Below are 22,793 nucleotides of genomic sequence, written 5' to 3'. Positions count from 1 at the left end.
GCGCTCGAACCCGCTATTTGCCGGTTTGTGCGCTGTTCGGAGCAAAATCTCCGTCGAATTCGTTCGCGGTCGCCCTTCCGCGCAGCAGCGCGGGGGTGCTGGGGCGGTCTGATCGGTAGCGTCCGGGCGGGAAACGGTGCCCCCCGACCCGGTGGGGGCGGCGTGTTATCCCCAAGGTGACGGATGCCGCGGCGCGGGTTCGACTCCGCTGCGAGGCTGCGGGCCATGCGCTCACTCACCAGGGACATCCTCGACCACGGACTCTTCGTCAAACGCGCCGCACTCCGCGCCCGAGGCTGGAGCGATGGGCACCTCCGCGGCGAGGTCAACCGGGGAACGGTCGTGCGGGTGCGCAAGGGCTGGTACTCGGTTCCGTCGGCGCCGCCGTCGGCCGTCGAGGCGTTCCGGATCGGAGGCCGGCTGGCCGGATTGAGCTGCCTGAAGTCCTACGGGATCTGGACCCCGACCACCGGCAGGCTCCACGTCAGCGTCCCCAGCGCCGCGCGCGGGTTGCGGCGCCCGACGGACATGCGCGCACGGCTGGATGTGCTCGACGGTGTGCGGTGTCGCGTGACGTGGAGCGACGACGCGATCGACGGACGGGGCGACTGCGTGTGGCGTACCAGCGTGCACGAGGCCCTGGTGCGCATTCTGCACAACCACGACCGGGTCACCGCAATCGTGTGTCTGGATGCCGCGTTGCACAGCGCCCAGGAAAACGGCGTCGGGATTATCCGCGACGACCTGGGCTGGATCTTCGCCCGCGCGCCGCTGCGGGTTCAGTCCTGGCGTGACGAGGTCGACGGACGCGCCGCCGCGGGTGGGGAAACGGAATTCCGACTCAAGGCCCTGGCCGCGGGCATCCCCTTCGTTCCGCAACCGTTCGTCAGCGGGGTCGGGCATCTCGATGGCCAGATCGGGCCGTCGACCTTCGTCGAGATCGAGGGGAAGGACTGGCATGACGATCCGATCGCCTTCGAGGTCGACCGGGAACGCGATCTGCTGGTTGCAAGCCAGAACGGGCGCACCCTGAGGTTCAGCTACACGCTCCTTCGCAAACAGTGGGGGTTGTGTGTGCGGGCGATGGTCACGGCGCTGGAGTACGACTACCAGCGCGAGCCGTCGGCAGCGTTTCCGCCGTTCCACGAGCGGATGCTGCGGGCGCGCCACCGTCTCGGCTAGGGCCCGGGTCGGTTCCCGGCCCCCGCATCAGGTGTCGCCCCTGCGCCGCGGCGAGCACCCGATCAGCTCGCGGTCGAGCCGCCTGGCGCACCCGCGCGCGTCGCGATCACGGCCCCATCCGTTGCCCGACCCTGCCCGCCCCCGCGTCCGCCACCCTCCGGGAACTCGCGCCGGGCAGCGGCAGGCTGCGCCGGGCGTCCGGGCGACCCGCCCCGACGACCTGCCGCGCTGATCGACCAGCGACAGCCCCGCCACCGAGGCTAGGCTTGCAGAGCGGCAGTGCTTGATTGCCGTCAGATCTTGCGAGGTTCAGATGGCGTGGCTTGTCACCGGAGGTGCCGGATACATCGGTTCCCACATCGTTCGTGCTTTCCTGAAAGAGGGCATCGAGGTGGTCGTCATCGACGACCTCTCCAGCGGGCACGCTGAATTCGTGCCTGCCGACGTGCCGTTTGTGCGCGGCACCCTCCTCGACCGCGAGCTGCTGATGCGCACCTTCGCCGAGCACACCGTGACCGGCGTCGTGCACGTCGCGGGTTACAAGTACGCCGGGGTCTCGGTGCAGCGCCCGCTGCACACCTACGAGCAGAACGTCACGGCCATGGCCACCCTGCTGGCGGTCATGCAGGAGTGCGAGGTCAAACGGATGGTGTTCTCCTCGAGCGCGGCCGTCTACGGCACCCCGCACACCGACCTGGTCACCGAGGAAACCCCGAAGAACCCCGAATCTCCCTACGGTGAGTCCAAACTGATCGGCGAATGGTTGCTGCGCGACCAGGCCGTCGCCGCCGGACTGCGCTACACGGCGCTGCGCTACTTCAACGTGGTCGGGTCCGGAGCGCTCGACCTGCGCGACACCAGCCCGCACAACCTCTTCCCCCTCGTCTTCGACGCGCTGATGGAGGGCCGCATCCCGAGCATCAACGGCGACGACTACGCCACCGCCGACGGAACGTGCGTGCGGGACTACATCCACGTGGCAGACCTGGCCCTCTCGCACGTGGCCGCGGCCCGGCACCTGGACGCCGGCGAGCCGGTGCTGCCCGTCTACAACCTCGGCAGCGGCGACGGAGTGTCGGTGGGGCAGATCATGTCCACCGTGGCGGCCGTCACCGGCATCGACTTCGCGCCCGTGATCGGTCCGCGCCGCGCGGGCGACCCCGACCGGATCGTCGCCTCCGGCGAACTCGCGGCCCGCGATCTGGACTGGGCCATGCGCCACAGCCTGGAGGAGATGGTGCAAAGCGCCTGGGAATCGCGGCAGGCGGCATCTGTCTCAGCGTTGTGACCAATCAAATCGCACCGATTTTCGCTCTTGGGCGAGTCGAAACCCTCCAACAAATATTGACGGTTTAGTATCAGCGACTTGACGGCAAGGAATTACACGGCTGTAATTAGGGCTGACGCGTAATTTTGGGCACATTTTGCAGTGGGGTGGATGACGATATGGCGCTATCAGAGTCTCGTGCCGGGGTACCGGAAGACTGGTTCATTGACCCGGTTCGTCTGGGTGTTCCCGGGGTCCGTAAGGAAGTGGGCGACGGCGATCTTCTGTCGTGGCAATCGGACTCGCTCTGCGCGCAGACCGATCCGGAGGCGTTCTTCCCCGAAAAGGGAGGGTCGACCCGCGATGCCAAGAAGATCTGCTCCTCGTGCGAGGTGAAAACCCAGTGCCTGCAATACGCGCTCGCCAACGACGAGCGGTTCGGAATCTGGGGCGGCCTGTCCGAGCGGGAACGGCGCAAACTGCGCAAGCGGGCCAGCTAGGCCTCAGACGGGCCGTAAAACGACCCACGGCATGCGAATCCGGACCCGGCGCCGGCTGCGGCACCGGAGGCGAAGCAGTGTTTTTCAGGCTCGCCCCTCCCATTGCTCCTCATCGGGCCCGAACCAATCTAGGCTGTTCTCCATATGCATGCCAGAGTCACCGCCATCCTCGTTGCCCGTAACGGCGCCAAGCACCTCGACCGCACTCTCGAGGCGCTGAGTCGCCAGACACGTCAACCCGACGTCGTGATCACGGTCGACTGCGGATCGACCGACACTACGGCCGCGCTTCTGGCTGCCTACGCACCGACTCACTTCATCTCAGCGGATGCCGGACTCAGCTTCGGCGAGGCCATCGTCACGGCCGAGAGGGTCATCGCGCCCGCCGAGTCCGATAGCGAAATGCTGTGGCTCCTCGCCCAGGACAGTGCGCCGGAACCCGACGCCCTGACGGCCCTGCTCGGCGAACTGGAGATTGCGCCATCCGTTGCCGTGGCCGGTCCCAAGGTCATGGACTGGGACGCCGGCGACTATATCCACGAATTCGGGCAGTCCCTGACGCCCGGCGGTGCGACCGTCACCCTGGTGGAGAGCGAACTCGACCAGGGCCAGCACGATGGAATGGGCGACGTGCTCGCTGTGAGCGCCGGCGGCATGCTGGTGCGCCACCTCGTCTGGCAGCAGCTCGGCGGCTTCGACCCGGCCCTGCCGTCCGCGGACGACTCCCTCGATTTCTGTGTGCGCGTGCGGATGGCCGGTTACCGCGTCTCCGGCGTCGCCGCGGCTCAGGTGGCCTCAGCCGGAGACGGCGTTGCCGGCACCAGCGGCTCCTCCCGCGGCCGCGCGCGCCGCAAGCGCCTCCGTGCCATGCGCGCCGCGCAGCTGCATCGCCGGCTTGTCTACTCCCCGCGCTGGATGATCCCTCTGCACTGGCTGGCCCTGGTTCCCCTCGCGGTGCTGCGCTCGTTCGGGCAGTTGCTGCAGAAGGAACCCGGGGCGATTCTGGGTGAGTACTCCGCCGCGTTCGCCGCGGCTTTCAGCGGTCTGCGGGTGAGTGCTGCCCGGCGCCGCTTCGGTGCCACCCGCACCCTGGGCTGGGCGTCGATCGCCTCGCTGCGCGTGCCCACCGTCGAGGTGCGCCGCCGCCAGGCGCTCCGCCGTGAGGCCAGCCTCACCAGCGTGAACGGCGAGGTGCCCGAAATCCGCTTCGCCTCCGGTGGCGGCGCGTGGACCGTGTTGGCCGCCCTGGTGGCCGGCCTCATCGTCCTGGGCCCTCTGATCGGCGCCCGCACCCTCACCGGCGGCGGGCTGCTGCCACTGTCGGACACCCCCGCCGAACTCTGGGGGAGCATCGGCTACGGCTGGCGCGACATCGGCCTGGGCTTTGTCGGCGGCGCCGACCCATTCGCCACGGTGCTGGCGGTGCTGGGCTCGCTCACCTTCTGGGCGCCGTCCTTCTCGCTCGTCCTGCTCCACTTCCTTGCCCTGCCGCTGGCCGCCCTCGGCGCCTGGCTTGCCGCGACCCGCCTCTCCGAGCGCGCGTCCATTCGCGCCATCGCCGCCGTGCTCTGGATGCTGTCGCCCACCTTCCTCAGCGCCCTCGCTGCCGGGCGTCCGGCTGCGATCCTCGTGCACCTGCTGCTGCCGTGGCTGTTCTTCGCCGGGTTCATGGCCGCCCGCTCGTGGTCGGCGTCCGGCTCCGCGGCCCTGCTGTTCGCCGCCATCGTGGCTGCGGCGCCGTCGCTCGCGCCCGCGCTCCTGGTGGTCTGGCTGATCGCCATGCTGCTCAGTGGGCGCAGTGGTATGCGGTTCATCGGCATCCCTCTGGCGGCGCTCGCCCTCGCGGCACCTCTGATCTGGAATCAGGGACTGCGCGGCAACTGGCTGGCCCTGCTGGCGGACCCGGGCCTGCCTCTGCCCGCCCCCGACGTCTCGGTGTGGCAGCTGTTGCTCGGCTTCCCGTCCGGTGAGCTCGGCGGGTGGACCCCGCTGCTCGAGACGCTCGGGCTGCCCGGTGTCGACGCGTCCGTGCTCGTGCCGGTGCTCCTGATCCCGCTGGCCGTACTCGGCGCCCTTGCCCTCTTCCTGCCTGGGGCCCGCGGCGCGAGCTTCGCGCTGCTGACCGCCCTGCTCGGTGCGGGCACGGCCATCGCCGCCAGCCAGCTCTCCCTTTCCTCGGTCGGCGGCCAGCCGGTCGGCATCTGGGCCGGCGCCGGGCTCAGCCTGTACTGGCTCGGACTGGTCGGCGCGGTCGTCTTCGCCCTGCGCGGCCTGCGCCGCTTCGCCATCGCCCCGGCGGTCACCGTGGTCGCCCTGCTCGTGATCGTGGTGGCGCCGCTGGTCGCAGCCCTGCCCCTCGGCACCAGTGTCGTGGCCGAGGGCATCGACCGCACCCAGCCCGCGTTCGTCAGCGCCGAGGCGCAGACGGATGCCCGGGTCGGCACCCTGCAGATCGTGCCGCAACCCGACGGGGGCATCCTCGCGACCATCGTGCGCGGTCCCGGCGCCACCCTGAACACCCAGTCCACCCTCAGCAGCACCGACGTGACCCTCAGCCCGCGGGAGGAGGAGCTGGCCACTTTGGCCGGAAACCTCGCCTCGCGCAGCGGGCTCGACGCCGCGGCCGGCCTGGCCGACTTCGGCATCCGTTTCGTGCTGCTTCGACCGGCCGCCGTCGCACCGGCCGGTCCCGGAAACACGGCGCCGGTCACCCCCGCGGCAGAAGAGACCGCCGGCCGCACCACGACCGCCCTCGACGGCAACGCCGCCCTGGCGCCGGTGGGAGACACAGTCTTCGGCCGGCTCTGGCAGTACGAGGTGACGGATGCCCCGGTCCCCACCGCGGCCAACGGCGCCATCCCGGCCAACGCCGGCGGCACCCTCGGTCTGGTGTTCCTCGTCATCGCCGTGCTTGTGGTCGGGGCCACCGTGCTCCTGTCGATCCCCACCGGTGCGGGGCCGGAGGCGGTGCGTCAGGCCAGCCGGGACGCCATCCGCAACACGGCGAAGGCCCGCACCAGGGAGAACAAACGTATCGCCAAGGCGGCGGCCCGTAGGAAACCCGCGCCCGGCTTCCGGCCCTCCACCGAGCGCGCCGTCACGCCCGCGGCGGCGGGCGCCTTCGACACAGCCGCACCGGTCACGTCGACTGAAGCCGTCCCTGGAACGTCACCGGACGTCGGTTCCGGTACCGGACCCGATTCCGGACCTGACACGGAAATCGGCGCCCGTTCGGAGGAGCACGACCATGCCCAGTAAACGCGGAATCGCCCTGCTCGGGGCGCGGGCGGTGGCCGGATTGGTCGGTCTCGGCGTCGTCGTCGCATCCGTCGGCGCGGCAACCCTCGTCACCTGGCCCACGGTTGAGAAGGGGCCGTCGTCCATCATCGTGTCGCCGACTCCGAGCGAGCAGCAACGAGTCTGCCCGGGGCCGCTCCTCGTGCTGGCCGAGGATTCCAGCCAGGCACAGGCAGCCAGTTCCGTCGGAAGCGCTGCAGCCGTTTTCGGCGCCCATGCGGCGTCGGGCGAGCCGGGGTGGATCGAACCGGAGGTTACAGCCATCGCGGCCCCGGACAACGCGAACCCCGAATCGTTCGGCGCACCGCAGTTGCTGCGCGTGCCGACCCCGCCCGGGTCGGGGGCGGCACCGCTGGTCACGGGCAGCCAGTCCCAGATCGCGGGCGGCGAATCGCTCGGTGGCCTGGCCGTCGCGGGCTGCGGGGAGGCGGCCGGTGATAGCTGGCTCGTCGGCGGTTCCACCGACATCGGCCGCACCAGCCTCGTGCTGCTCAGCAACCCCACCACGGTCGTGGCCACCGTCGACCTGGCCGTGTTCGGCGAGACCGGTCAGGTGGATGCCCCCGGCTCCACCGGAATCCTCGTGCAGCCGGGCACCCAGCGGGTCGTTTCCCTCGCCGGACTGGCCCCCAACCTCCGCTCACCCGTGCTGCACGTGCAATCCAAGGGCGGCCAGGTGGCGGCCACGCTGCAGCAGAGCATTGTGCGCGGGCTGGAACCCGGCGGCGTCGACCTCCTCGGTCCCTCAAACGGCCCCGCCGAAGCCCTGGCGATCGCCGGCGTGATCGTCTCCAACGCTGCCGGATCGGATGCCCCCGACGAGGTCGGCGGTCTTAGTGACGACGTCACCTCGGTGCGGGTGCTTGTTCCCGGAACGGTGGCGGCGACGGTCCAGGTCGGTGTGACCGGTGCGACCGGCCAGGCGGCCGGGGCCTCGGTCCAGGTCGACATCCAGCCGGGGGTTGCCACCGAGGTGCCCCTGACCGGGCTCGTGCCCGGTACCTACTCGCTGGAACTGACCGCCAGCGAGCCGATCGTGGCCGCGGCGCAGAGTTCCGCGGCGGGTTCCGCAGGCCGCGACTTCGCCTGGTTCGCGTCGTCCGACGCTCTCGCCGACGAGTTCCTGGTGGCCGCCGCCGACGGCCCGTCCCCGCAACTCAACCTGGTCAACATGGGCACCGTCGACGCCACCTACACGGCCACCCCCGACAATGGCACATCCAGCACAGTGGCGGTGCCGGCCGGCGGCTCGGCCACGATGCCGTTGGAGCAGTCGCAGCGCTACCTCGTGTCCGGCGGCACCTCGACCGTGGCTTCGGTGGCCTACGCGGGCGACGGGCTGCTCGCGGCATTCCCGCTGAGCCAGGCCGGGCCGCTGGCGGCCCCGATCCGGGTCTACCCCCGCTAACCGTCTTCCAACCTCTGGAGATCCCGTGATCGAGACCACCAGCACCACCACTAGCACCACCAGCACCGCCGACGTGGGCGTCGCCGTCATCGGCGGGTCCGGACTGTACCGGCTCTTCGACGCCGGCACCGAGACATCCGTCGACATCATCACGCCCTATGGCCCTCCCTCGGCGTCGATCTCCATCGGATTGCGGGCCGGCCGGCGGGTCGCCTTCCTGGCCCGGCACGGCGGCGACCATTCGGTGGCGCCGCACCTGATCAACTATCGGGCCAACATCTGGGCGCTCGCGTCGCTGGGCGTGAAGGCCATCATCTCCTCGTCGGCCGTCGGCGGCGTCAGCCCCGCATACCCGCCGGGGATGCTGGTGGTGACCGACCAGTTCATCGACCGCACCTCGGGCCGTGCCGACACCTTCTACGACCAGGGCACGGTCGCGCACCTGGCCGCGGCCGACCCGTTCGATCCGGAGTTGCGCCGCCTCGCGATCGGCGCGCTCGCGACGCTGGAGGAGAACTTCGCACCCACCGGCACCTGCGTCGTGATTCAGGGCCCGCGGTTCTCCACCCGGGCGGAATCGCTCTGGTTCCGCGCCGCGGGCGCGCACACCGTCAACATGACGCAGTACCCGGAGGTCGTCCTGGCCGCCGAACTCAACATGGGCACGGTCAATCTCTCCTTCGTCACCGACGCCGACGCAGGCCTGGCCCCGGTGCCCACCGTTCAAACCGACACCGCTCAGATCGACACACCTCAGGCCGAGGTCGAGGCCGACCCGGATACCGTTTCCGCCAGCCTGGTCTTCACGCGTCTCCGGGCCGCCCAGCCGCGGATCCTGGCCGCGATCGACGGCATCCTGCGTGCCCTGCCCGAGAATTTCTCCCCTCGCGAGCTGATCGCCCCCGAGCAGGTCGGCGTCGTGCTCGATCGTCGTCCTGCACCTGCCCCTGCCGCGCCGGCCGGAGCCGACGCGTGACCCGGCGCCTGCTCGTCACGGGTGGGGCCGGTTTCATCGGCGGCGCGATCGTCCGGGACGCGCTCGCCCGCGGCTGGCAGGTACGGGTGCTCGATTCCCTCCGCAGTGACGTGCACGGTGGACTCCCGGTGCTGCCGAACGGTGTTGACGTGATCGTCGGCGACGTGACCGACGCATCCGTCGTCGCGCTCGCTCTCCGCGACACGGATGCCGTCTGTCACCAGGCCGCGAAGGTCGGCCTCGGCGTGGACTTCGCCGACGCCCCCGACTATGTGCACAGCAACGAGGTCGGCACGGCCGTTCTGCTCGCGGTGATGACCGAGGCCGGGATCAACCGGTTCGTGCTGGCCTCCTCGATGGTGGTCTACGGGGAGGGAAGCTACCGCGGCTCGGAGGGTTTCACGCGTCCGGGACCGCGCCGCGAGGCCGATCTGCTGCGAGGCGTGTTCGACCCCGTCGATGAGGCCACCGGTGAGGCCCTCGAGCCACTGCTCATCTCCGAGGACGACCCGCTCGACCCGCGCAACGTCTACGCGAGCACCAAGCTGGGACAGGAATACCTCGCGTCGGCATGGGCCCGCGCCACCGGAGGCCGGGCCGCGGCGCTCCGTTACCACAACGTCTACGGGCCGGGGATGCCGCAGAACACGCCCTACGCGGGTGTCGCGTCGTTGTTCCGCTCGGCGCTGGAACGCGGCGAGGCCCCACGGGTCTACGAAGACGGCGGCCAGCGTCGCGACTTCGTGCACGTCGCCGACGTCGCCTCGGCCAACCTCGCCGCGCTCGACTGGACCGCCGGCATCGAGCCGTCCACTTTCCGCCCCTTCAACGTGGGCAGCGGCGTCGTGCACACCATCGGCGAGATGGCCGCGGCCCTCAGCGTGGCCACCGACGGACCGACCCCCGTCGTCACCGGGCAATTCCGGCTCGGCGATGTGCGCCACATCACTGCCTCCTCGGGGCGACTCCGCCGCGAACTGGACTGGGCACCCAGCATTTCATTCGAGGAGGGCATGCGCGCTTTCGCGAACGCGCCCCTGCGCGCCGCCGTCACCCGGTAGCCCCGGTATGAACCAATTCGACGGAGATTTTGCCGAAAAGAGTCGGTTTGAGGCCGAAAACAGGGTTTATGGGCAAAATCTCCGTCGAATTCGTTCGGGGCGTCCGGCGCGGATCAGCGCGTAGCGATCGGATGCCGCGGCAACAGCACCTCGAACCGGCACCCGCCGGGCACGTTCCGCACCCGCACTTCGCCGTGGTGCGCCCGCACGATCCCCTGCACGATGGCCAGGCCGAGGCCAGCGCCGCCGGTGCCCAACGGTTCGGCCACCGGGGTGCGCGGACCGCTCGCCCGCCAGCCGGCTTCGAAGACCCGGCTGAGGTCCTGCTCGGGGATGCCGCCAGCGGCATCCGTTACCGAGATCACGGCGTGGTCGGTGGCACCGGCACCCGATCCGGTGCTGGCCGTGACCGAGACCACGATCGAGCTGCCGGCCGGCGAATGCTGGATGGCGTTCATGACGAGGTTGCCGACCACCCGGGACAGTTCGCGCGGGTCCGCGAGGATGGTCAGCCCCTTCTCTCCGGCGAATCGCAGGTCGAGCGACTTGGCCTGGGCGATCGGCCAGAGTCCGGCGACGGTGTCGCTGATCAGGTCGTAGAGCGAGACCGGCTGCAGCCTCAGGCGCAGGGTGCCGGAGTGGATTTTCGACAGCTCGAACAGGTCGTCGACCATGCCCGTGAGCCGGTCCACCTGCCCGCGCATCTGCGTGTAGTACCGTTCCGGGTCCTCGACCATGCCATCCTCGAGGGCTTCGGCCATGGCACGGATGCCCGCGAGCGGCGTGCGCAGGTCATGAGAGATCCAGGCGATCAGCTCGTGCCGTGACTCCTCGATCTGATTCTCGCGGACACGGGATTCGGCGAGGTGTTCCCCGGTCGCGGCCAGCTCCCCGGCCAGCGCCGTGAACTCGTTGTTGCTGTGCCGGTCGGTCGCCGCGACCCGTTCGCCGCGCTCGATGCTGGCCGCGGCCGAGCGCAGGGAGCGGCTGTCCCGGGCGAGCTGACGGCTGAGCACCGCGGCCATGGCCAGCGACACCAGTCCGGCGACACTGGCCACGGAGTAGAAGACCGTGAGGTCGTGCCGGGAGACGTATGTCTGCGAGGCGACCGCCGCCATCCCGCCGACGACCGACACCACCGTGGCAAGGGCGATCACCATCAGCTGCAGTACGAGGGAGGTGCGGGAAAGCAGGCGCAGGGTGAGCAGGCCGGCGCCGCCGACGACCACCGCGCAGGCCAGCGTGAACAGCGAGACCGTGAGGAGCACATCCGGTGTCATGACTGCCGCCCCGTGGGAGCCAGCGGAACCGGGTCGAACCGGTAGCCGACCCCCCAGACCGTGTTCAGCAGCCGGGGCTGCGCCGGGTCAGCCTCGATCTTCTCCCGCAGCCGGCGCACGTGCACCGTCACCGTGGACAGGTCGCCGAACTCCCAGCCCCAGACGGAACGAAGCAGGTCCTCTCGGCTGAGCACGGTGTGCGGTCGCCTGATCAGGTGGGCCAGCAGGTCGAATTCCCGCGCGGTGAGCACCAGTGGCTCGCCGCGCAGCCGCACCTCGTGCGCCTGCGCGTCCAGGGCGAAGTCGCCGGCCGAGACCAGACCGGCCGGCACGGCGGGCGCGGTGCTCCGGCGCAGCACCGACTGCACCCGCAGCACGAGTTCGCGCGGGGAGAACGGTTTGGTCAGGTAGTCGTCGGCGCCGGCCTCGAGGCCGTCGATGCGGTCCTCCTCCTGGTTGAGGGCGGTCAACATGATCACCGGGATCTCCCAGTCCCCGCGGATGCGCCGGCACACCTCGATTCCGTCCAGGAGTGGCAGCATCCGGTCGAGCACGACCAGGTCTGGCCGCAGCTGTTCGGCTTTCGCGAGCCCGTCCAAGCCGTCTGCCGCCTCGTCGACCACGAACCCGGACGCCCGCAGATACCGGCAGACGATCTCGGACACCGTCGGGTCGTCGTCGACGACGAGGATGCGGCGCTCGAGAGGCGGTAGCGGGCGCAAATCGCCCGGGGGCAGGGAAGGAGGCACGAAATCAGGATAGAGCGGCAGGCACCGGGTGTGCCGGGCCGGAGCAGGCGACACCGTTTCTTCCTCACTCCGTAATCTCTTTGGCCGTTTCGGCGGAGCCGGCCCCCATAGTGTCGTCCCATGACTGTGTTCCAGGTGGACCTCGTGCTGCCATGCCTGAACGAGGCCGACGCCCTGCCCTGGGTGCTGTCGCGACTCCCGGAGGGGTATCGGGCCATCGTCGTCGACAACGGCTCGACCGACGGATCGGCTGAGATCGCCGCCATGGCCGGCGCCCAGGTCGTGCACGAGGCGCGCCGCGGCTTCGGAGCCGCCGCTCACGCGGGCCTCCTGGCGGCCACCGCGCCGATTGTCGCCTTCTGCGACGCCGACGCGTCGATGGACCCGGCCGAACTGCCGCTCCTGGTCGATCCCGTGCGGGCCGGATCCGCCGACCTGGTGCTCGGCCGCCGCCGGCCCGCGACCGCCAAATCCTGGCCGCTGCACGCGCGCCTCGCCAATTCCAGTCTGTCCTGGCGTCTGCGCCGAATAACAGGGGTGAACATCCATGACCTCGGCCCCATGCGCGCCGCGCTCCGCGAATCCGTGCTGGACCTCAATCTCCAGGACCGCCGCAGCGGGTATCCGCTGGAGATGTTCTTGAAGGCGGCGTCGGCGAACTGGCGCATCCTCGAGGTTGACACGACGTATTCGCCCAGGGTCGGCCGCAGCAAGGTGACCGGAACCGTGCGCGGCACCCTGACCGCGGTCAATGACATGTCCGCCCTCCTCCGGGAGACGCGCCGATGACGACCATCGTCGTGATCGCCAAGGAATGCCTTCCCGGTCGGGTGAAGACCCGGCTGCACCCGCCGCTGAGCCTCGAACAGGCCGCCGATCTGGCGGCGGCCAGCCTCGACGACACTCTCGCCGCGGTCGCCACCCTGCCCGCGACCCGCCGCATCCTGGCCTTCGACGGTGTGATTGCGCCGAACGCAGCCGCCGGCTACGAGATCCTGCCACAGGTGGAGGGCACCCTCGACCTGCGGCTCGCGGCCGTGTTCGACGCCTGCGAGGGTCCCATGCTGCTGGTCGGCATGGACACCCCGCAGGTCACCCCCGCCCTGCTCGAACCCGTCTTCACCGACTGGACCGATGACGTGGATGCCTGGTTCGGCTTCGCGAACGACGGCGGCTTCTGGGCGCTCGCCCTGAACGACCCGACCGGCGACCTGATCCGCGGCGTGCCGATGTCCCGGGACGATACTGGCGCTGTGCAGCTGAAACGGCTGACGGATGCCGGGTTGCGCGTGAACCTGCTGCCTACCCTCACCGATGTGGACACCATCGAAGACGCCCACCGGGTGGCGGGGATCGCGCCCACCGGCAGATTCGCCACGGCTCTGGCCGCCATGATGCCGCCGAGCCCGACGGACAATTTCCGATGACGCTGCTGGCCGCACAACTCGAGGGGGAGTGGGCCGAACCGACCACCTTCGGTGCCGGCGGCGCGGAGCCCTATGCCGCCGCGCTGCGGAACGCCGACAACGTGCTCTACCTGCGCCGGATATCCTCCGGCGAGCACGCCACCATCGACGCCGGTCGGTGGAGCGCCGACGCCGACGACACCGACCTCTGCCTGCTCGACGGGATCACCGGCCCGGTGCTCGACATCGGCTGCGGCCCCGGCCGCATGGTGCGGGCCGCCATGGGGCTGGGGCTGACCGCGCTCGGCCTCGACGTGTCGGCGACCGCCGTGCGCATGGCCGCAGACGCCGGCCTCGACGTGTTGCAGGGCAGCGTCTTCGACCCTCTGCCGCTGGAGGGTGGCTGGGCGGCCGCGCTGCTCGTCGACGGCAACATCGGAATCGGCGGCGACGCATCCGTTCTGCTCACGCGCTGCGCCGACCTGCTGGCGCCGGACGGCGTTCTCCTGGTCGAACTCAGCCACGACCCGGCCCGGGACGACAGCTACCTCGGCACCATCGAGGATTCAACCGGGAGCCGCAGCGCCGTGTTCCCCTGGGCGGAAATCGGCATTAACGGCCTCCGCGACCGTGCCGGAGCGACCGGTCTGGTCGTGGCTCAGGACTGGCGGCTGGACGGCCGCTGGTTTGCGCGCCTGCTGCGAGCGTAGAGCACGACCGACCAGACCGTCGCGACCAGGGCGACGGCCACCCAGAACAGAGCGAGGTTCCGACCGTAGTCGAGCGGAAGGATGCTCGGATTGTTCGAGGTGAGCGACCGGGCGACGATCGCGGGCACCACGATCAGCGTCATGATCGAGCCGACCACGATGGCGGCCTGCACGACCAGCACGATCGTGCCCGTGACGCGGCGCCCCGCGCGGCGCAGCAGAAGGCCGCAGAAGAAGACCAGGGGCGCCAGCACGGCGTCGTGCAGCACGATCGCCGCGCCGATCCAGAGCGCCACCCCGGGCAGTCGGGTGATCCGCACTGTGTCGAACAGAACGTAGAGGCCGAAGAGGAGCCCGGACGTGCCGAGCAGGATCAGCGTGGTGCGGGCTGCGCGCATCCGTCGGTCGCCGGCGTGGGGGAGCGCGGTGGTCGCGCGTGCTGTTGTCATACCTGCGGTGTTCATGCGGTGATCGCCTCGATCCGGCTCAGCCATTTGGTTTGCAGCACTCCGGGCCGTCCCGGGGCGATCATGCGTGCCGGGTAACCGTGCTGCAGGTCGAGCGTCTCGCCGTTCAGCTCGAGCGCCACCAGGGTCAGCGGGTCCCGCACGTATTCCGGTCCCATCTCGGTCTTCTTGAAGCTGCCGCGCTCTTCGAGACTGATCAGGCGAAAGGATGCGCCGGTGTCGGCGCCGACCAGGTCGGCCAGTTCCGACAGGCGAACCCCGCGCCAGAGCGCCAGTTGGCTCCAGCCCTCGACGCAGGCGATCGGCAGTTCCACCTCGGTCTGCGGCAGGGCCTCGAGCTCGGCGCGGCTGAAGCTGCGCTCCACGCCACCGGCAGCGAGGGTGAGCACCCAGCCGGCGGCGACGGCCGACGCGGTGACCTTTGCCTCCTCGGCCGTGCGGTTCACCGGGAGGCCCTGCGGGCCGACGCCCTTCTTGCGCGGACCGAACACGTTCACCGCGTCCAGAGGCGCAAAGGTCTGGCCGGCGGTCAGCCCCACCACGGCGGCGCAGGCGATTCCGACGGTGGTGAGGAAGCCCCGGCGACTCACGGTCGTCGTCTCGCTCACGGTCTTCGTCTCGCTCACGAACGGGGGCGTGGCGTCGATCCAGGCGATCAACCGGCCCGTCACACCGGACGGACGTCCGCTGCCCCAGAGCCGCACCGCCTCGACGTCGGCCGGTGACTCAACGTCGCTCGCGGCATCCGTTGCCTCGTGCTCGGCAGCGGCGCGCCCGTTCCAGAACCGTGTGATGATCGGCAGCTTGATGCCGATGTGCAGTACCAGCAGTCCCACCAACACCCAGCCGAGGGCGTAGTGCACCTCGCGGAAGGGAAAGGGCCACGGGTACCACTGGTAGGTGTTGATCAGGCCGATGGTGATCTGCACCAGGGATGCGCCCACGAAGAGGGCGATCGACGCGCGTTCGAGCAGGTGTAGGAACGATTTCACCGGCGGCCACTGGAACAGGTCGGGGAAGACGATGTAGAGCTTGGCCAGCAGCAGCGGGAAGCATGCGATGCCGGCCACGATGTGCGTGCCCTGGGTGATCTGGTAGAGCGACGCGGGCCGGGTCGGGAACCGCATCCACGGCAGCGGCTCCTGCAGGAAATGGCTGTACAGGCCGGTGCCGAAGCAGACGATGAACGCGGCGCCGAGCAGCCGGCCGATCACGACCGCCAGCCGGGGATTGCGCACCGGGGAGGCCAGCGCGCGCTGGGCCTCGTACATCATTCGTCTCATGGTTCCATTGCATCATCCGGGGTGCCCGGAGAGGCGGCGCAATCCTTACGGTCCGGTGACGCGCACCGGGACGGTTGGGCCCGAATGCCCGGGTTCCGTCAGGATGGCAGGGTGCGTATCGCCGTTGTCTCCCTCCTCCTTGCCGCCAGTGCGGCCCTGACGGCCTTCAGCGTGCTCGCGTATGACCTGTTCAAGCCGGGACGCGACACGGTGCCTCTGGTCATCTGCACCAGCGGGCTGTGGCTGCTTTTCGCGCTCGCCGTGGTTCTGCTGCGCGGGGTGCGGGGCCGGGCCGTGGTCGTGCTGATCCTGGCGGGTTCGGTCGGGATCGGGGCCGCGGCCATGGTCGGTCCGCCGAACACGAGCACGGACTCCGCGCGCTACGCCTGGGACGGCATCGTCGCCACCGCGGGCATTTCGCCGTATGCCTACACGCCGGCCGACGATCGGCTCGACGCCCTGCGCCCCGACTGGTTGTTTCCGGCTCCAGAGCTGACCGCGGCCGGCGATCTCGTGTGCGTCGGCGAACGCATCCAGACGGCGCTGAAAAGCGAGTCCGACGAGATTCTCTGTTCGGCACTGAACCGCACCGGAGTGCCCACGATCTATCCGCCGGCCGCCGAGATCTTCTTCGCCGGCGTCCGGGCGGTCACCGGGCCGAATGCGGAGTACTGGCCCCTGCAACTGACGGGCCTCCTGCTCAGCGTCGGCACCACGGTGATGCTGCTGGTCGGGATGCGCCGCCGCGGCATCGACCAGCGGTTCGCCGCGCTTTGGGCCTGGTGTCCGCTCGTGGCCACGGAAGCGGTCACGAATTCCCACATCGACATGCTCGGCGTCGTCTTCACGTTGAGCGCGGTGTTCCTGGTCACCGGCCGGCGCTATTGGAGCGGTGGGATCGCGCTCGGCGCGGCGATCGCGACCAAGCTGATTCCCGTGCTCGCGGCCCCTGCCATGCTGCGGCGCCAGGGGTGGAAGGTCGCCGTGGCCGCCGTGGCCACCTTCCTGCTGCTGTACGTGCCGTATGTGCTGACCACCGGTATCGGGGTGCTCGGCTATCTGCCCGGCTACCTCTCCGAGGAAGGGTACGAGGACGGCACCCGCTTCGCCCTGCTCTCGCTGGTCGCCCCGGGCGGCTCGGCCGTCATCGTTGCCGGTGTGCTGCTTTTCGTCATCGCCGTGCTCGTGATCTGGAAGACGGACCCCGACCAGCCCTGGCTGGGCCAACTTGCCATGATCGGCAGTGCGCTGCTCATTCTGAGCCCGCGGTACTCCTGGTATGCCCTGCTGCTGCTGCCGTTCATCGCCCTCAGCGGCCGCTGGGAATGGCTTCTGGTGCCGACGGCCCTCACCCTCCGCTTGCTGGTCCCGTCGATTCCGCTTACCCGGGTGGCCATCGCCACGGCTATCGTCGTCATCGTCGTCATGTCGATCCACCGCGCCCGCCCCGAGGTGGCACGACGCCTGTTCCGCCCGATCAGAACGGTACCGGCACGTCCGAATCCGGCTCGCGCGCCTTCTTCACCTTCTACTCTTCCGGCTTCTCCTCCTTCTCCGCCGGATGCCCCGCCGGGCGGATGATCGTGGCTGGTTCGCTGAGGAGGGCGCGCCCGGTCGGTGACGTCTTCTTCAGCGTCCCGTCGGGCAGGTGCACGGAGCATCCCCGAGTCGCGTTCCGGGCCGTGATCTCGGAATACCGGCGGGCTCCATTGACCTGCGCGGCGAATCGGGCGTCGACTCGGGCGGACTCCGCCTGCGTCGCCTGAATCGCCTCGAAGTGTCGCCCCGGGCCTCGAACTTCTCGCTGTAAGTGGGCTTCATGAGGGAGACGCTACGGGTATCCACTGACATTCCATGCCCCAGATCGGCACCAGTCATCGCTCTGTGGATAACCCGATGACGCCCATATTGTGAAGGAGAAGAGGGGCCACGGCGCAATCCGTTTAACTGTCCGCCGCTGGCATCGGTCACACGGCCCTCACCTCGCATCCGCTGTGTGACGTAAACGCGGAGATTTTCGCGAAATGCCGGTTGTGGCGCCTGGGTGTGCGGCGTGTTGCGAAAATCCCCGAAGTTAGCGACCGCGGCCGCCCCGGATGCCCCGGGCGGGCGGCAGAACCGGGCGGCAGAACCGGGCCGCCGGGCCGCCGAGCCGCCGGGCCGCCGGGTCAGCGTCTCGACCACAGCGAGCAACACAAGGAAGGGCCCGCTGCGCATCTGCGCAGCGGGCCCTTCCTGAAAAGCGGTGTTACTTGGTGGCGACCGTGATCTTCGCGATGCCGACCAGGAGCTGGTCAGCGACAGCATCCGTCATGAACGTGTCGTTGAGCAGGCCGGCGGCCTCAGCCGAGATGTGCACGGTGGTGCCCTCGAGGATGGCGTTATCGCCGTCCATCTGGAGCGGCTTCAGGGTCCCGCCGTAGAGGTTGAAGAGGAGGACCTGAGTGGCGGCTGACTCTCCGTTGACGCTCACGTCACCGAACAGCTTGCTGGTGCCCGGGTCGATCGTGAAGTTGGTCAATTCAACCGTGGTCTCGCCGGCGGTCAGTGAGAAGCCGGAGCCCTCGTGCTCGATGGAGCCCTGGACGAAGGGCCGGTAGTCCTCTTCGGGGTCGTAGTAGTCCACGTTTCCACCGGTGATCGGGAAGTGCAGGCTGCCGTCGGTCAGGGTGGCGGTGCCCACGGTGCCGGGGGTGAGGCCGAGGCTGGTCAGCGCCGCAGCGAAGTCGGCGTCGAGGAGAACGGACGTGTCGACGCCCGACAATGCGGGGATCGAAGCGAGGGCCTTGGGGGTTGCTCCCTCGGAGGAAGGGGAGGAAGAGGAGGAGGAATTCTCGGCCGGGGCGGTCGCATCGGCTGTGGTCGAGCAGGCGGAGAGGCCGGCGATGAGGAGGCCCGCGGCGGCGAGGCTGAGCGTGGTCTTGGTGAATGAGCGCATGAGAAAATCCTTAGGGTCTGTGGTTGGGATTCAGCGGTTCTTGGTGCTGAATGAGGTTCGGTCCCCTCCGTCAAACGGTTTGGAATTAGTTCAAATTGGGGCAAACTTCGGCCACAAGCTCCGTAATTACGGGGATCCGGGCACAAAAAAGCGGCCGAGCGCACTCCGGCCGCCGCCAGCAAAAGACGCGAGCGGAACCTTAGAAGTGCCGGAACCGATCCGGCGCCAGGTCCCACGGGTCCTTGCCGAGCAGCTCGGCGATCGCGCGGAACACGCAGCTCTCGATCACCATCCGCCGGTGCAGGTCGTCGTTCCGATGCAGCCGCGTCAGGCGCTGGATCGGCAAACGGTAGAAGACCACGCGACGCTCCGCGGCGTTCACGGCCCAGCGCTCCACTCCGATGGCCGGCAGCACCGAGGAAGGACCGGCCGCAACCACGAACCTCACATCACCCAGCTGCTCCGGCCAGACCGAGCGGAGGTAGTCAACGGTTGACGCCACGGTCATATCGAAGTTGTCGATGCGCGTCTGCAGAGGCGGCAAATAAGGCCCGGTCGCCGAGCTGCGGATGCCCCGGCCGTGCCGGTCCCGACCTCGCCCGCGCTGAACGGGGGCCGGCGTCGATACGGCGGAACGGCGAACTCGAGACATGCCCTCATCCTAGTTCGACCCGTTGACGGGTATCCTGTAGCCAATGTCATTCCGGCCCTGCTCCCGTGTCGCCTGCTCGGAGGAATCCGCCGCGACTCTCACTTTCGACTATGCCGACGCGATGGCCGTCCTCGGTCCGCTTGCCGTGCAGCGCGAGCCGCACACCTTCGACCTCTGCGCCCGGCACGCCCGGCTGACCGCAGCCCCGCAGGGCTGGCAGCTGGTGCGCCTCCGCACCGACGGGCCGGACGCACAGCCGGCCGCCGGGCCGGACGCCGAGTCGGGATCCGCGGAATGACGGACCAGACGGATGCCGCCGCCTGCCTGGGCGCCGTCGTCGGCCCGGGCGAGGTTTGCGGCACGACTGCCGCACCGTTGACCGCGCAGTTGGTGGCTGCCCTCGCCGCTGCCTTCGTCGACGAAGTCGGTGCGCAGAGCCGCGAGGTACTCCTCGGTCACGACCGGGGCGAGGCGGGCGAGCTCGTGGCCGCCTTCACCCGGGGTGCGGAAGCCCGAGGGGCCACCGTCGTCGACCTCGGCGTGTGCTCCACCGACGAAATTCGATTCGGCTCGGGAGCCCGAAACGCCCCGGCCGCCCGGATCACCGCCTCCTCGCTCACCATGCTTCGGGCGGGTGCCCAAGAGATCGGGCACGACCACGGTCTCGGCGCCATTCGTGACCGCGCCGTCGGCTATCTGGCCGCCGGGCCGGCCCCGGTGGCGACACCCGGCCGCCGCCGCGAGTTCGACCTGCTGCCCGACTACGCGGCCGGGCTGCGCGCGCTCGTCGGGCTCACCGGCATCCGCCCGCTCACCGTCGTGGTCGACGCCGGCCGCGGCGCCGCCGCCGTCACGGTGCCCTACGTTTTCGGCGACGATGTCCGCAAAGCTGCCGGAGACCCGGCCGGCGGCGCCTCCGCGGCGGCGGACCCCGCCGAAACACCGCGCCCAGCAGCCCTCACCATCGTCCCGCTCTTCTTCGATCAGGGCCCGGACCTCCCGCCGCACACCATCGACCCTGCCGACCCGGCCACCCTCACCGATCTGCGGAATGCCGTGATCCAGCACGAGGCCGACCTCGGGCTCGGCTTCGACGCCGACGGCGGCCGCTGCGTGGTAGTCGACGAGACCGGGTGCGTCGTGCCCTCGTCCGCGATCGGCGCCGTGCTCGCCCGGCGCGCCATCGCGAGCGCGCGGATTATGGACCCTGGCCGGGATGTGGTGGTTCTGCACGACCTCAACGTCTCCCGCTTCGTGGCGGAGACGATCGAGGCGGCCGGTGCGGCCGCGGTCCCCACCTCGGTCGGCGGATCCCTGATGCGGGCCGAGTTGCGGGCCACCGGGGCAGTGTTCGGGTTCGGGTACTCCGGCGACTACTACTTCCCGCAGTTCTGGTGCGCCGACAGCGGTCTGCTCGCGGCCCTGCACGTTCTGGCGGAGCTCGGATTCCAGCCCCGCCCGTTGTCGGCGCTGGCGGCGGATGCCATGCCCTACGCCCATTCCGGCGAGATCAGCATGGCCGTCGACGACCTACCCGGGGTCTACGCGCGCGTCGTCGACGCCTACACGGGTTCCGCCGACTTCGAGGAGATCGACGGCCTTACGGTCATCGGCCTCACGAGCGTCGACGAACCGTTCTGGTGGTTTAACGTGCGCCCATCGCGCACCGAGCCGGAGCGAGCGCCGCAGCAGCAACAGAAGCAGGTGCGGCCCGAGCTGCGACTCACCGTGGAGGCCGGGACCCCTGAGGTGATGGTGCGCATCCGCGACGAAGTCCTCGTACTCATGCCCGCCGATTAATCGCACGTTACAAGCACGTTTCCACCCGCGGGTTGATTTCGGCGTCGGTAATCGCCGGTCATACGCTGACTCACGAAGCACCAATGGATAGCAGTCGGCCCCACCGTCGGGGTGGCAGCATCCCACTGAAACTGGAGTGACATGGCCAACGAGACAGACACAGACCGCACTGCCGCAAAAAAGGGCGGGGGAAGCCAGCAGCTGTCCAAGTCCCTGAAACCGCGACACCTCTCGATGATCGCAATCGCCGGCGTGATCGGAGCCGGCCTTTTCGTCGGGTCCGGAGCTGCCATCCAGCAGGCCGGGCCGGGCATCCTCGTGGCCTACTCGGCCGCGGGACTGCTCGTTATCCTGGTCATGCGGATGCTGGGCGAAATGGCGGCAGCGCATCCAGAAACCGGTTCGTTCTCTACCTACGCCGACAAAGCCCTCGGTCGCTGGGCGGGGCTGAGCATCGGCTGGTTGTACGCCTGGTTCTGGATCATCGTCCTCGGCATCGAGGCCACGGCCGGCGCCGCCATCGTGCACCGCTGGGTGCCGGAGGTCGACCAGTGGGTCTGGGCACTCCTACTGATGGTGCTCCTCACGGGCACCAATGTCGCCTCCGTGAAAATGTTCGGTGAATTCGAGTTCTGGTTCGCGTCGATCAAGGTGGCGGCCATCGCCGTCTTCCTGCTGCTCGGCGTCGTGGCCATCCTCGGGTTGATGCCCGGGGTCGCGGCCCCCGGCCTGAGCAACCTCACCGGCAACGGTGGGTTCTTCCCCAGCGGCAGCGGCGCCGTCCTCGGCGGCGTGCTCGTGGTCGTCTTCTCGTTCTTCGGCGCCGAAATCGCCACGATCGCTGCCGGCGAGTCCGAGAACCCGGTCGACGCGGTCAAGAAGGCTGTCAAATCCACCGTCTGGCGCATCCTCGTCTTCTACATCGGATCCATCGCCGTCGTCGTCACGCTGCTTCCGTGGAACAGCGCTTCCGTGGCCAAGAGTCCCTATGTCGCTGTGATCGAGCTCTACGGAATCCCCGGGGCCGGCACGATCATGGACATCATCGTGCTTACCAGCGTGCTCTCCTGCCTGAACTCAGGTCTCTACACCGCGAGCCGCATGCTTTTCTCCCTGTCGGAACGCGGGGACGCACCCCCGGCGTGGTCGAAAATCTCCGTCCGCGGCGTGCCGCGCGCCGCCGTCTTGTCTTCCACCGTCGTCGGGTTCATCACGGTGGGTCTGAACTACATCGCGCCCGACACGGTCTTCCTTCTCCTCGTCAACACCTCTGGCGCGATCGCGCTTCTCGTCTGGCTCGTCATCGCCGTGTCGCAGCTGATCCTGCGACGGCGCATGGGCACGGATGCCGCCAGTCGCCTGAGCCTGAAGATGTGGGCCTTCCCCTACCTGACCTGGCTGGCCATCGGCGCCATCGTTGCACTGCTCGCGGGCATGGCCATTCTCGAACGCACCCGCATGGAACTCCTGATGTCCCTCCTGCTCGCGGGCGTCGTGGTCGGCATCGGCCTGTGGAAGTACCGCGGGGACAGGGGCGCCGCCCACCCCGTTGCGGATGCCTCGGTTTCCGCCGAAGTGAAGAACGACGAGGCCGAGACTCTTGCCCCGAGCGGCACTGCCGCTGTGCTGAAATAGGGTGCCGTCCCGGCTGCACGGAAGCCGTGTTTCCGCCCCGTTGGGGCGTGACACGCCCGGGCGGTTGCTGGTTTTGACGGTCCGGTGTGTCGGCCGTAATGTATTCAAACGTACCCCACAGGTGCGGAAAGCCGCAGAGCTTCCCGGCCTCATGTGGAACCACAGTTTTTCGCTTCGTCTCA

At 69.3% G+C, this 22,793-nt stretch carries 20 protein-coding genes; 14 read left to right on the top strand and 6 right to left on the bottom strand.

The features are described from left to right. Nucleotides 1-225: 225 nt before the first annotated feature. The 7 genes from E3O54_RS06520 to E3O54_RS06490 all read left to right on the top strand — a co-directional run bounded on the left by E3O54_RS06520 (nucleotide 226) and on the right by E3O54_RS06490 (nucleotide 9,691). On the top strand, nucleotides 226-1,182 hold the full coding sequence (locus tag E3O54_RS06520) for a hypothetical protein (RefSeq protein ID WP_134401200.1): 957 nt from the start codon (nucleotides 226-228) through the stop codon (nucleotides 1,180-1,182). Nucleotides 1,183-1,495: 313 nt separating this feature from the next. Next, a complete protein-coding gene (galE, locus tag E3O54_RS06515; RefSeq protein ID WP_134401199.1) occupies nucleotides 1,496-2,470 on the top strand; it encodes a UDP-glucose 4-epimerase GalE in 975 nt (324 codons plus the stop codon). Nucleotides 2,471-2,628: 158 nt separating this feature from the next. After that, a complete protein-coding gene (locus tag E3O54_RS06510; protein ID WP_134342688.1) occupies nucleotides 2,629-2,949 on the top strand; it encodes a WhiB family transcriptional regulator in 321 nt (106 codons plus the stop codon). Nucleotides 2,950-3,093: 144 nt separating this feature from the next. Further along, entirely contained in the window at nucleotides 3,094-6,207 is a 3,114-nt protein-coding gene (locus tag E3O54_RS06505; RefSeq protein WP_134401198.1) for a glycosyltransferase, read from the top strand. Beyond that, nucleotides 6,197-7,654, top strand: coding sequence for a DUF5719 family protein (locus tag E3O54_RS06500; RefSeq protein ID WP_134342640.1), 1,458 nt, complete (start codon nucleotides 6,197-6,199; stop codon nucleotides 7,652-7,654). The genes E3O54_RS06505 and E3O54_RS06500 overlap by 11 nt, the downstream gene beginning before the upstream one ends. 25 nt (nucleotides 7,655-7,679) lie before the next feature. Next, nucleotides 7,680-8,630: an MTAP family purine nucleoside phosphorylase gene (locus E3O54_RS06495; protein ID WP_134401197.1), complete on the top strand. Its 951-nt coding sequence runs from the start codon at nucleotides 7,680-7,682 to the stop codon at nucleotides 8,628-8,630. Further along, nucleotides 8,627-9,691, top strand: a complete 1,065-nt coding sequence (locus E3O54_RS06490) for an NAD(P)-dependent oxidoreductase (RefSeq protein WP_134401196.1) — start codon at nucleotides 8,627-8,629, stop codon at nucleotides 9,689-9,691. Before E3O54_RS06495 ends, E3O54_RS06490 begins: the two co-directional genes overlap by 4 nt. A 113-nt stretch (nucleotides 9,692-9,804) precedes the next feature. On the opposite strand, the gene E3O54_RS06485 is transcribed toward E3O54_RS06490, so the two are convergent. After that, nucleotides 9,805-10,971 (bottom strand): sensor histidine kinase KdpD, encoded by a 1,167-nt coding sequence (locus tag E3O54_RS06485; protein ID WP_134401195.1) that lies wholly within the window; start codon nucleotides 10,969-10,971, stop codon nucleotides 9,805-9,807. After that, complete coding sequence (locus E3O54_RS06480) at nucleotides 10,968-11,720, bottom strand: response regulator transcription factor (protein WP_233191092.1); 753 nt, start codon at nucleotides 11,718-11,720, stop codon at nucleotides 10,968-10,970. Before E3O54_RS06480 ends, E3O54_RS06485 begins: the two co-directional genes overlap by 4 nt. Nucleotides 11,721-11,840: 120 nt before the next feature. Here E3O54_RS06480 and E3O54_RS06475 point away from each other — a divergent pair, with 120 nt between their 5' ends. Genes E3O54_RS06475 through E3O54_RS06465 form a run of 3 tightly spaced genes read left to right on the top strand, consistent with a single transcriptional unit; the run spans nucleotide 11,841 to nucleotide 13,836 of the window. Beyond that, nucleotides 11,841-12,509 carry a glycosyltransferase family 2 protein gene (locus E3O54_RS06475; RefSeq protein WP_104099192.1) on the top strand — a complete coding sequence of 223 codons (669 nt, stop codon included), beginning with the start codon at nucleotides 11,841-11,843 and terminating at the stop codon, nucleotides 12,507-12,509. Further along, a complete protein-coding gene (locus E3O54_RS06470; protein ID WP_134401194.1) occupies nucleotides 12,506-13,147 on the top strand; it encodes a DUF2064 domain-containing protein in 642 nt (213 codons plus the stop codon). Before E3O54_RS06475 ends, E3O54_RS06470 begins: the two co-directional genes overlap by 4 nt. After that, nucleotides 13,144-13,836 carry a bifunctional 2-polyprenyl-6-hydroxyphenol methylase/3-demethylubiquinol 3-O-methyltransferase UbiG gene (locus E3O54_RS06465; protein WP_104099190.1) on the top strand — a complete coding sequence of 231 codons (693 nt, stop codon included), beginning with the start codon at nucleotides 13,144-13,146 and terminating at the stop codon, nucleotides 13,834-13,836. Before E3O54_RS06470 ends, E3O54_RS06465 begins: the two co-directional genes overlap by 4 nt. Here the strand turns inward: E3O54_RS06465 and E3O54_RS06460 are convergent. Then, complete coding sequence (locus E3O54_RS06460; protein ID WP_104099189.1) at nucleotides 13,785-14,285, bottom strand: hypothetical protein; 501 nt, start codon at nucleotides 14,283-14,285, stop codon at nucleotides 13,785-13,787. The two genes, E3O54_RS06465 and E3O54_RS06460, sit on opposite strands and share 52 nt — an antisense overlap. An 11-nt stretch (nucleotides 14,286-14,296) precedes the next feature. After that, a complete protein-coding gene (locus E3O54_RS06455; protein WP_134401193.1) occupies nucleotides 14,297-15,586 on the bottom strand; it encodes a molybdopterin-dependent oxidoreductase in 1,290 nt (429 codons plus the stop codon). 111 nt (nucleotides 15,587-15,697) lie between these two features. Between E3O54_RS06455 and E3O54_RS06450 the strand changes: the two genes are divergently transcribed. Further along, nucleotides 15,698-17,167 carry a glycosyltransferase family 87 protein gene (locus E3O54_RS06450; RefSeq protein ID WP_134401192.1) on the top strand — a complete coding sequence of 490 codons (1,470 nt, stop codon included), beginning with the start codon at nucleotides 15,698-15,700 and terminating at the stop codon, nucleotides 17,165-17,167. Between the two features lie 667 nt (nucleotides 17,168-17,834). Here E3O54_RS06450 and E3O54_RS06445 read toward each other — a convergent pair. Beyond that, a complete protein-coding gene (locus tag E3O54_RS06445) occupies nucleotides 17,835-18,524 on the bottom strand; it encodes a hypothetical protein (RefSeq protein ID WP_134401191.1) in 690 nt (229 codons plus the stop codon). Nucleotides 18,525-18,723: 199 nt separating this feature from the next. Next, the gene (locus E3O54_RS06440; RefSeq protein WP_104099184.1) at nucleotides 18,724-19,176 is read right to left on the bottom strand and encodes a metallopeptidase family protein; all 453 of its coding nucleotides are present in this window, start codon (nucleotides 19,174-19,176) and stop codon (nucleotides 18,724-18,726) included. A gap of 43 nt (nucleotides 19,177-19,219) precedes the next feature. Here E3O54_RS06440 and E3O54_RS06435 point away from each other — a divergent pair, with 43 nt between their 5' ends. From E3O54_RS06435 to E3O54_RS06425, 3 genes are all read left to right on the top strand, one after another. Further along, nucleotides 19,220-19,474: a DUF3499 family protein gene (locus tag E3O54_RS06435; protein ID WP_134401190.1), complete on the top strand. Its 255-nt coding sequence runs from the start codon at nucleotides 19,220-19,222 to the stop codon at nucleotides 19,472-19,474. Continuing rightward, nucleotides 19,471-20,976 carry a phosphomannomutase/phosphoglucomutase gene (gene manB, locus E3O54_RS06430; protein WP_134401189.1) on the top strand — a complete coding sequence of 502 codons (1,506 nt, stop codon included), beginning with the start codon at nucleotides 19,471-19,473 and terminating at the stop codon, nucleotides 20,974-20,976. Before E3O54_RS06435 ends, manB begins: the two co-directional genes overlap by 4 nt. A gap of 141 nt (nucleotides 20,977-21,117) precedes the next feature. Beyond that, entirely contained in the window at nucleotides 21,118-22,611 is a 1,494-nt protein-coding gene (locus E3O54_RS06425) for an amino acid permease (RefSeq protein WP_134401188.1), read from the top strand. Nucleotides 22,612-22,793: the final 182 nt, after the last annotated feature.

It is taken from the genome of Cryobacterium sp. TMT2-4, from assembly GCF_004402575.1.
GTDB lineage: Bacteria > Actinomycetota > Actinomycetes > Actinomycetales > Microbacteriaceae > Cryobacterium > Cryobacterium sandaracinum.
The sequence above is the reverse complement of the archived record's forward strand: the minus strand, read 5'-3'. Positions and strand labels throughout refer to the sequence as shown.

Bases quoted from the DNA above. Each gene is read 5' to 3' on its own strand.
- E3O54_RS06435 (WP_134401190.1), top strand. From the start codon at position 19,220: ATGTCATTCCGGCCCTGCTCCCGTGTCGCCTGCTCGGAGGAATCCGCC.
- E3O54_RS06510 (WP_134342688.1), top strand. From the start codon at position 2,629: ATGGCGCTATCAGAGTCTCGTGCCGGGGTACCGGAAGACTGGTTCATT.
- E3O54_RS06440 (WP_104099184.1), bottom strand. From the start codon at position 19,176: ATGTCTCGAGTTCGCCGTTCCGCCGTATCGACGCCGGCCCCCGTTCAG.
- E3O54_RS06485 (WP_134401195.1), bottom strand. From the start codon at position 10,971: ATGACACCGGATGTGCTCCTCACGGTCTCGCTGTTCACGCTGGCCTGC.
- E3O54_RS06520 (WP_134401200.1), top strand. From the start codon at position 226: ATGCGCTCACTCACCAGGGACATCCTCGACCACGGACTCTTCGTCAAA.
- E3O54_RS06505 (WP_134401198.1), top strand. From the start codon at position 3,094: ATGCATGCCAGAGTCACCGCCATCCTCGTTGCCCGTAACGGCGCCAAG.
- E3O54_RS06470 (WP_134401194.1), top strand. From the start codon at position 12,506: ATGACGACCATCGTCGTGATCGCCAAGGAATGCCTTCCCGGTCGGGTG.
- galE (WP_134401199.1), top strand. From the start codon at position 1,496: ATGGCGTGGCTTGTCACCGGAGGTGCCGGATACATCGGTTCCCACATC.
- E3O54_RS06445 (WP_134401191.1), bottom strand. From the start codon at position 18,524: ATGCGCTCATTCACCAAGACCACGCTCAGCCTCGCCGCCGCGGGCCTC.
- E3O54_RS06475 (WP_104099192.1), top strand. From the start codon at position 11,841: ATGACTGTGTTCCAGGTGGACCTCGTGCTGCCATGCCTGAACGAGGCC.
- E3O54_RS06425 (WP_134401188.1), top strand. From the start codon at position 21,118: ATGGCCAACGAGACAGACACAGACCGCACTGCCGCAAAAAAGGGCGGG.
- manB (WP_134401189.1), top strand. From the start codon at position 19,471: ATGACGGACCAGACGGATGCCGCCGCCTGCCTGGGCGCCGTCGTCGGC.
- E3O54_RS06455 (WP_134401193.1), bottom strand. From the start codon at position 15,586: ATGAGACGAATGATGTACGAGGCCCAGCGCGCGCTGGCCTCCCCGGTG.
- E3O54_RS06460 (WP_104099189.1), bottom strand. From the start codon at position 14,285: ATGACAACAGCACGCGCGACCACCGCGCTCCCCCACGCCGGCGACCGA.
- E3O54_RS06500 (WP_134342640.1), top strand. From the start codon at position 6,197: ATGCCCAGTAAACGCGGAATCGCCCTGCTCGGGGCGCGGGCGGTGGCC.
- E3O54_RS06465 (WP_104099190.1), top strand. From the start codon at position 13,144: ATGACGCTGCTGGCCGCACAACTCGAGGGGGAGTGGGCCGAACCGACC.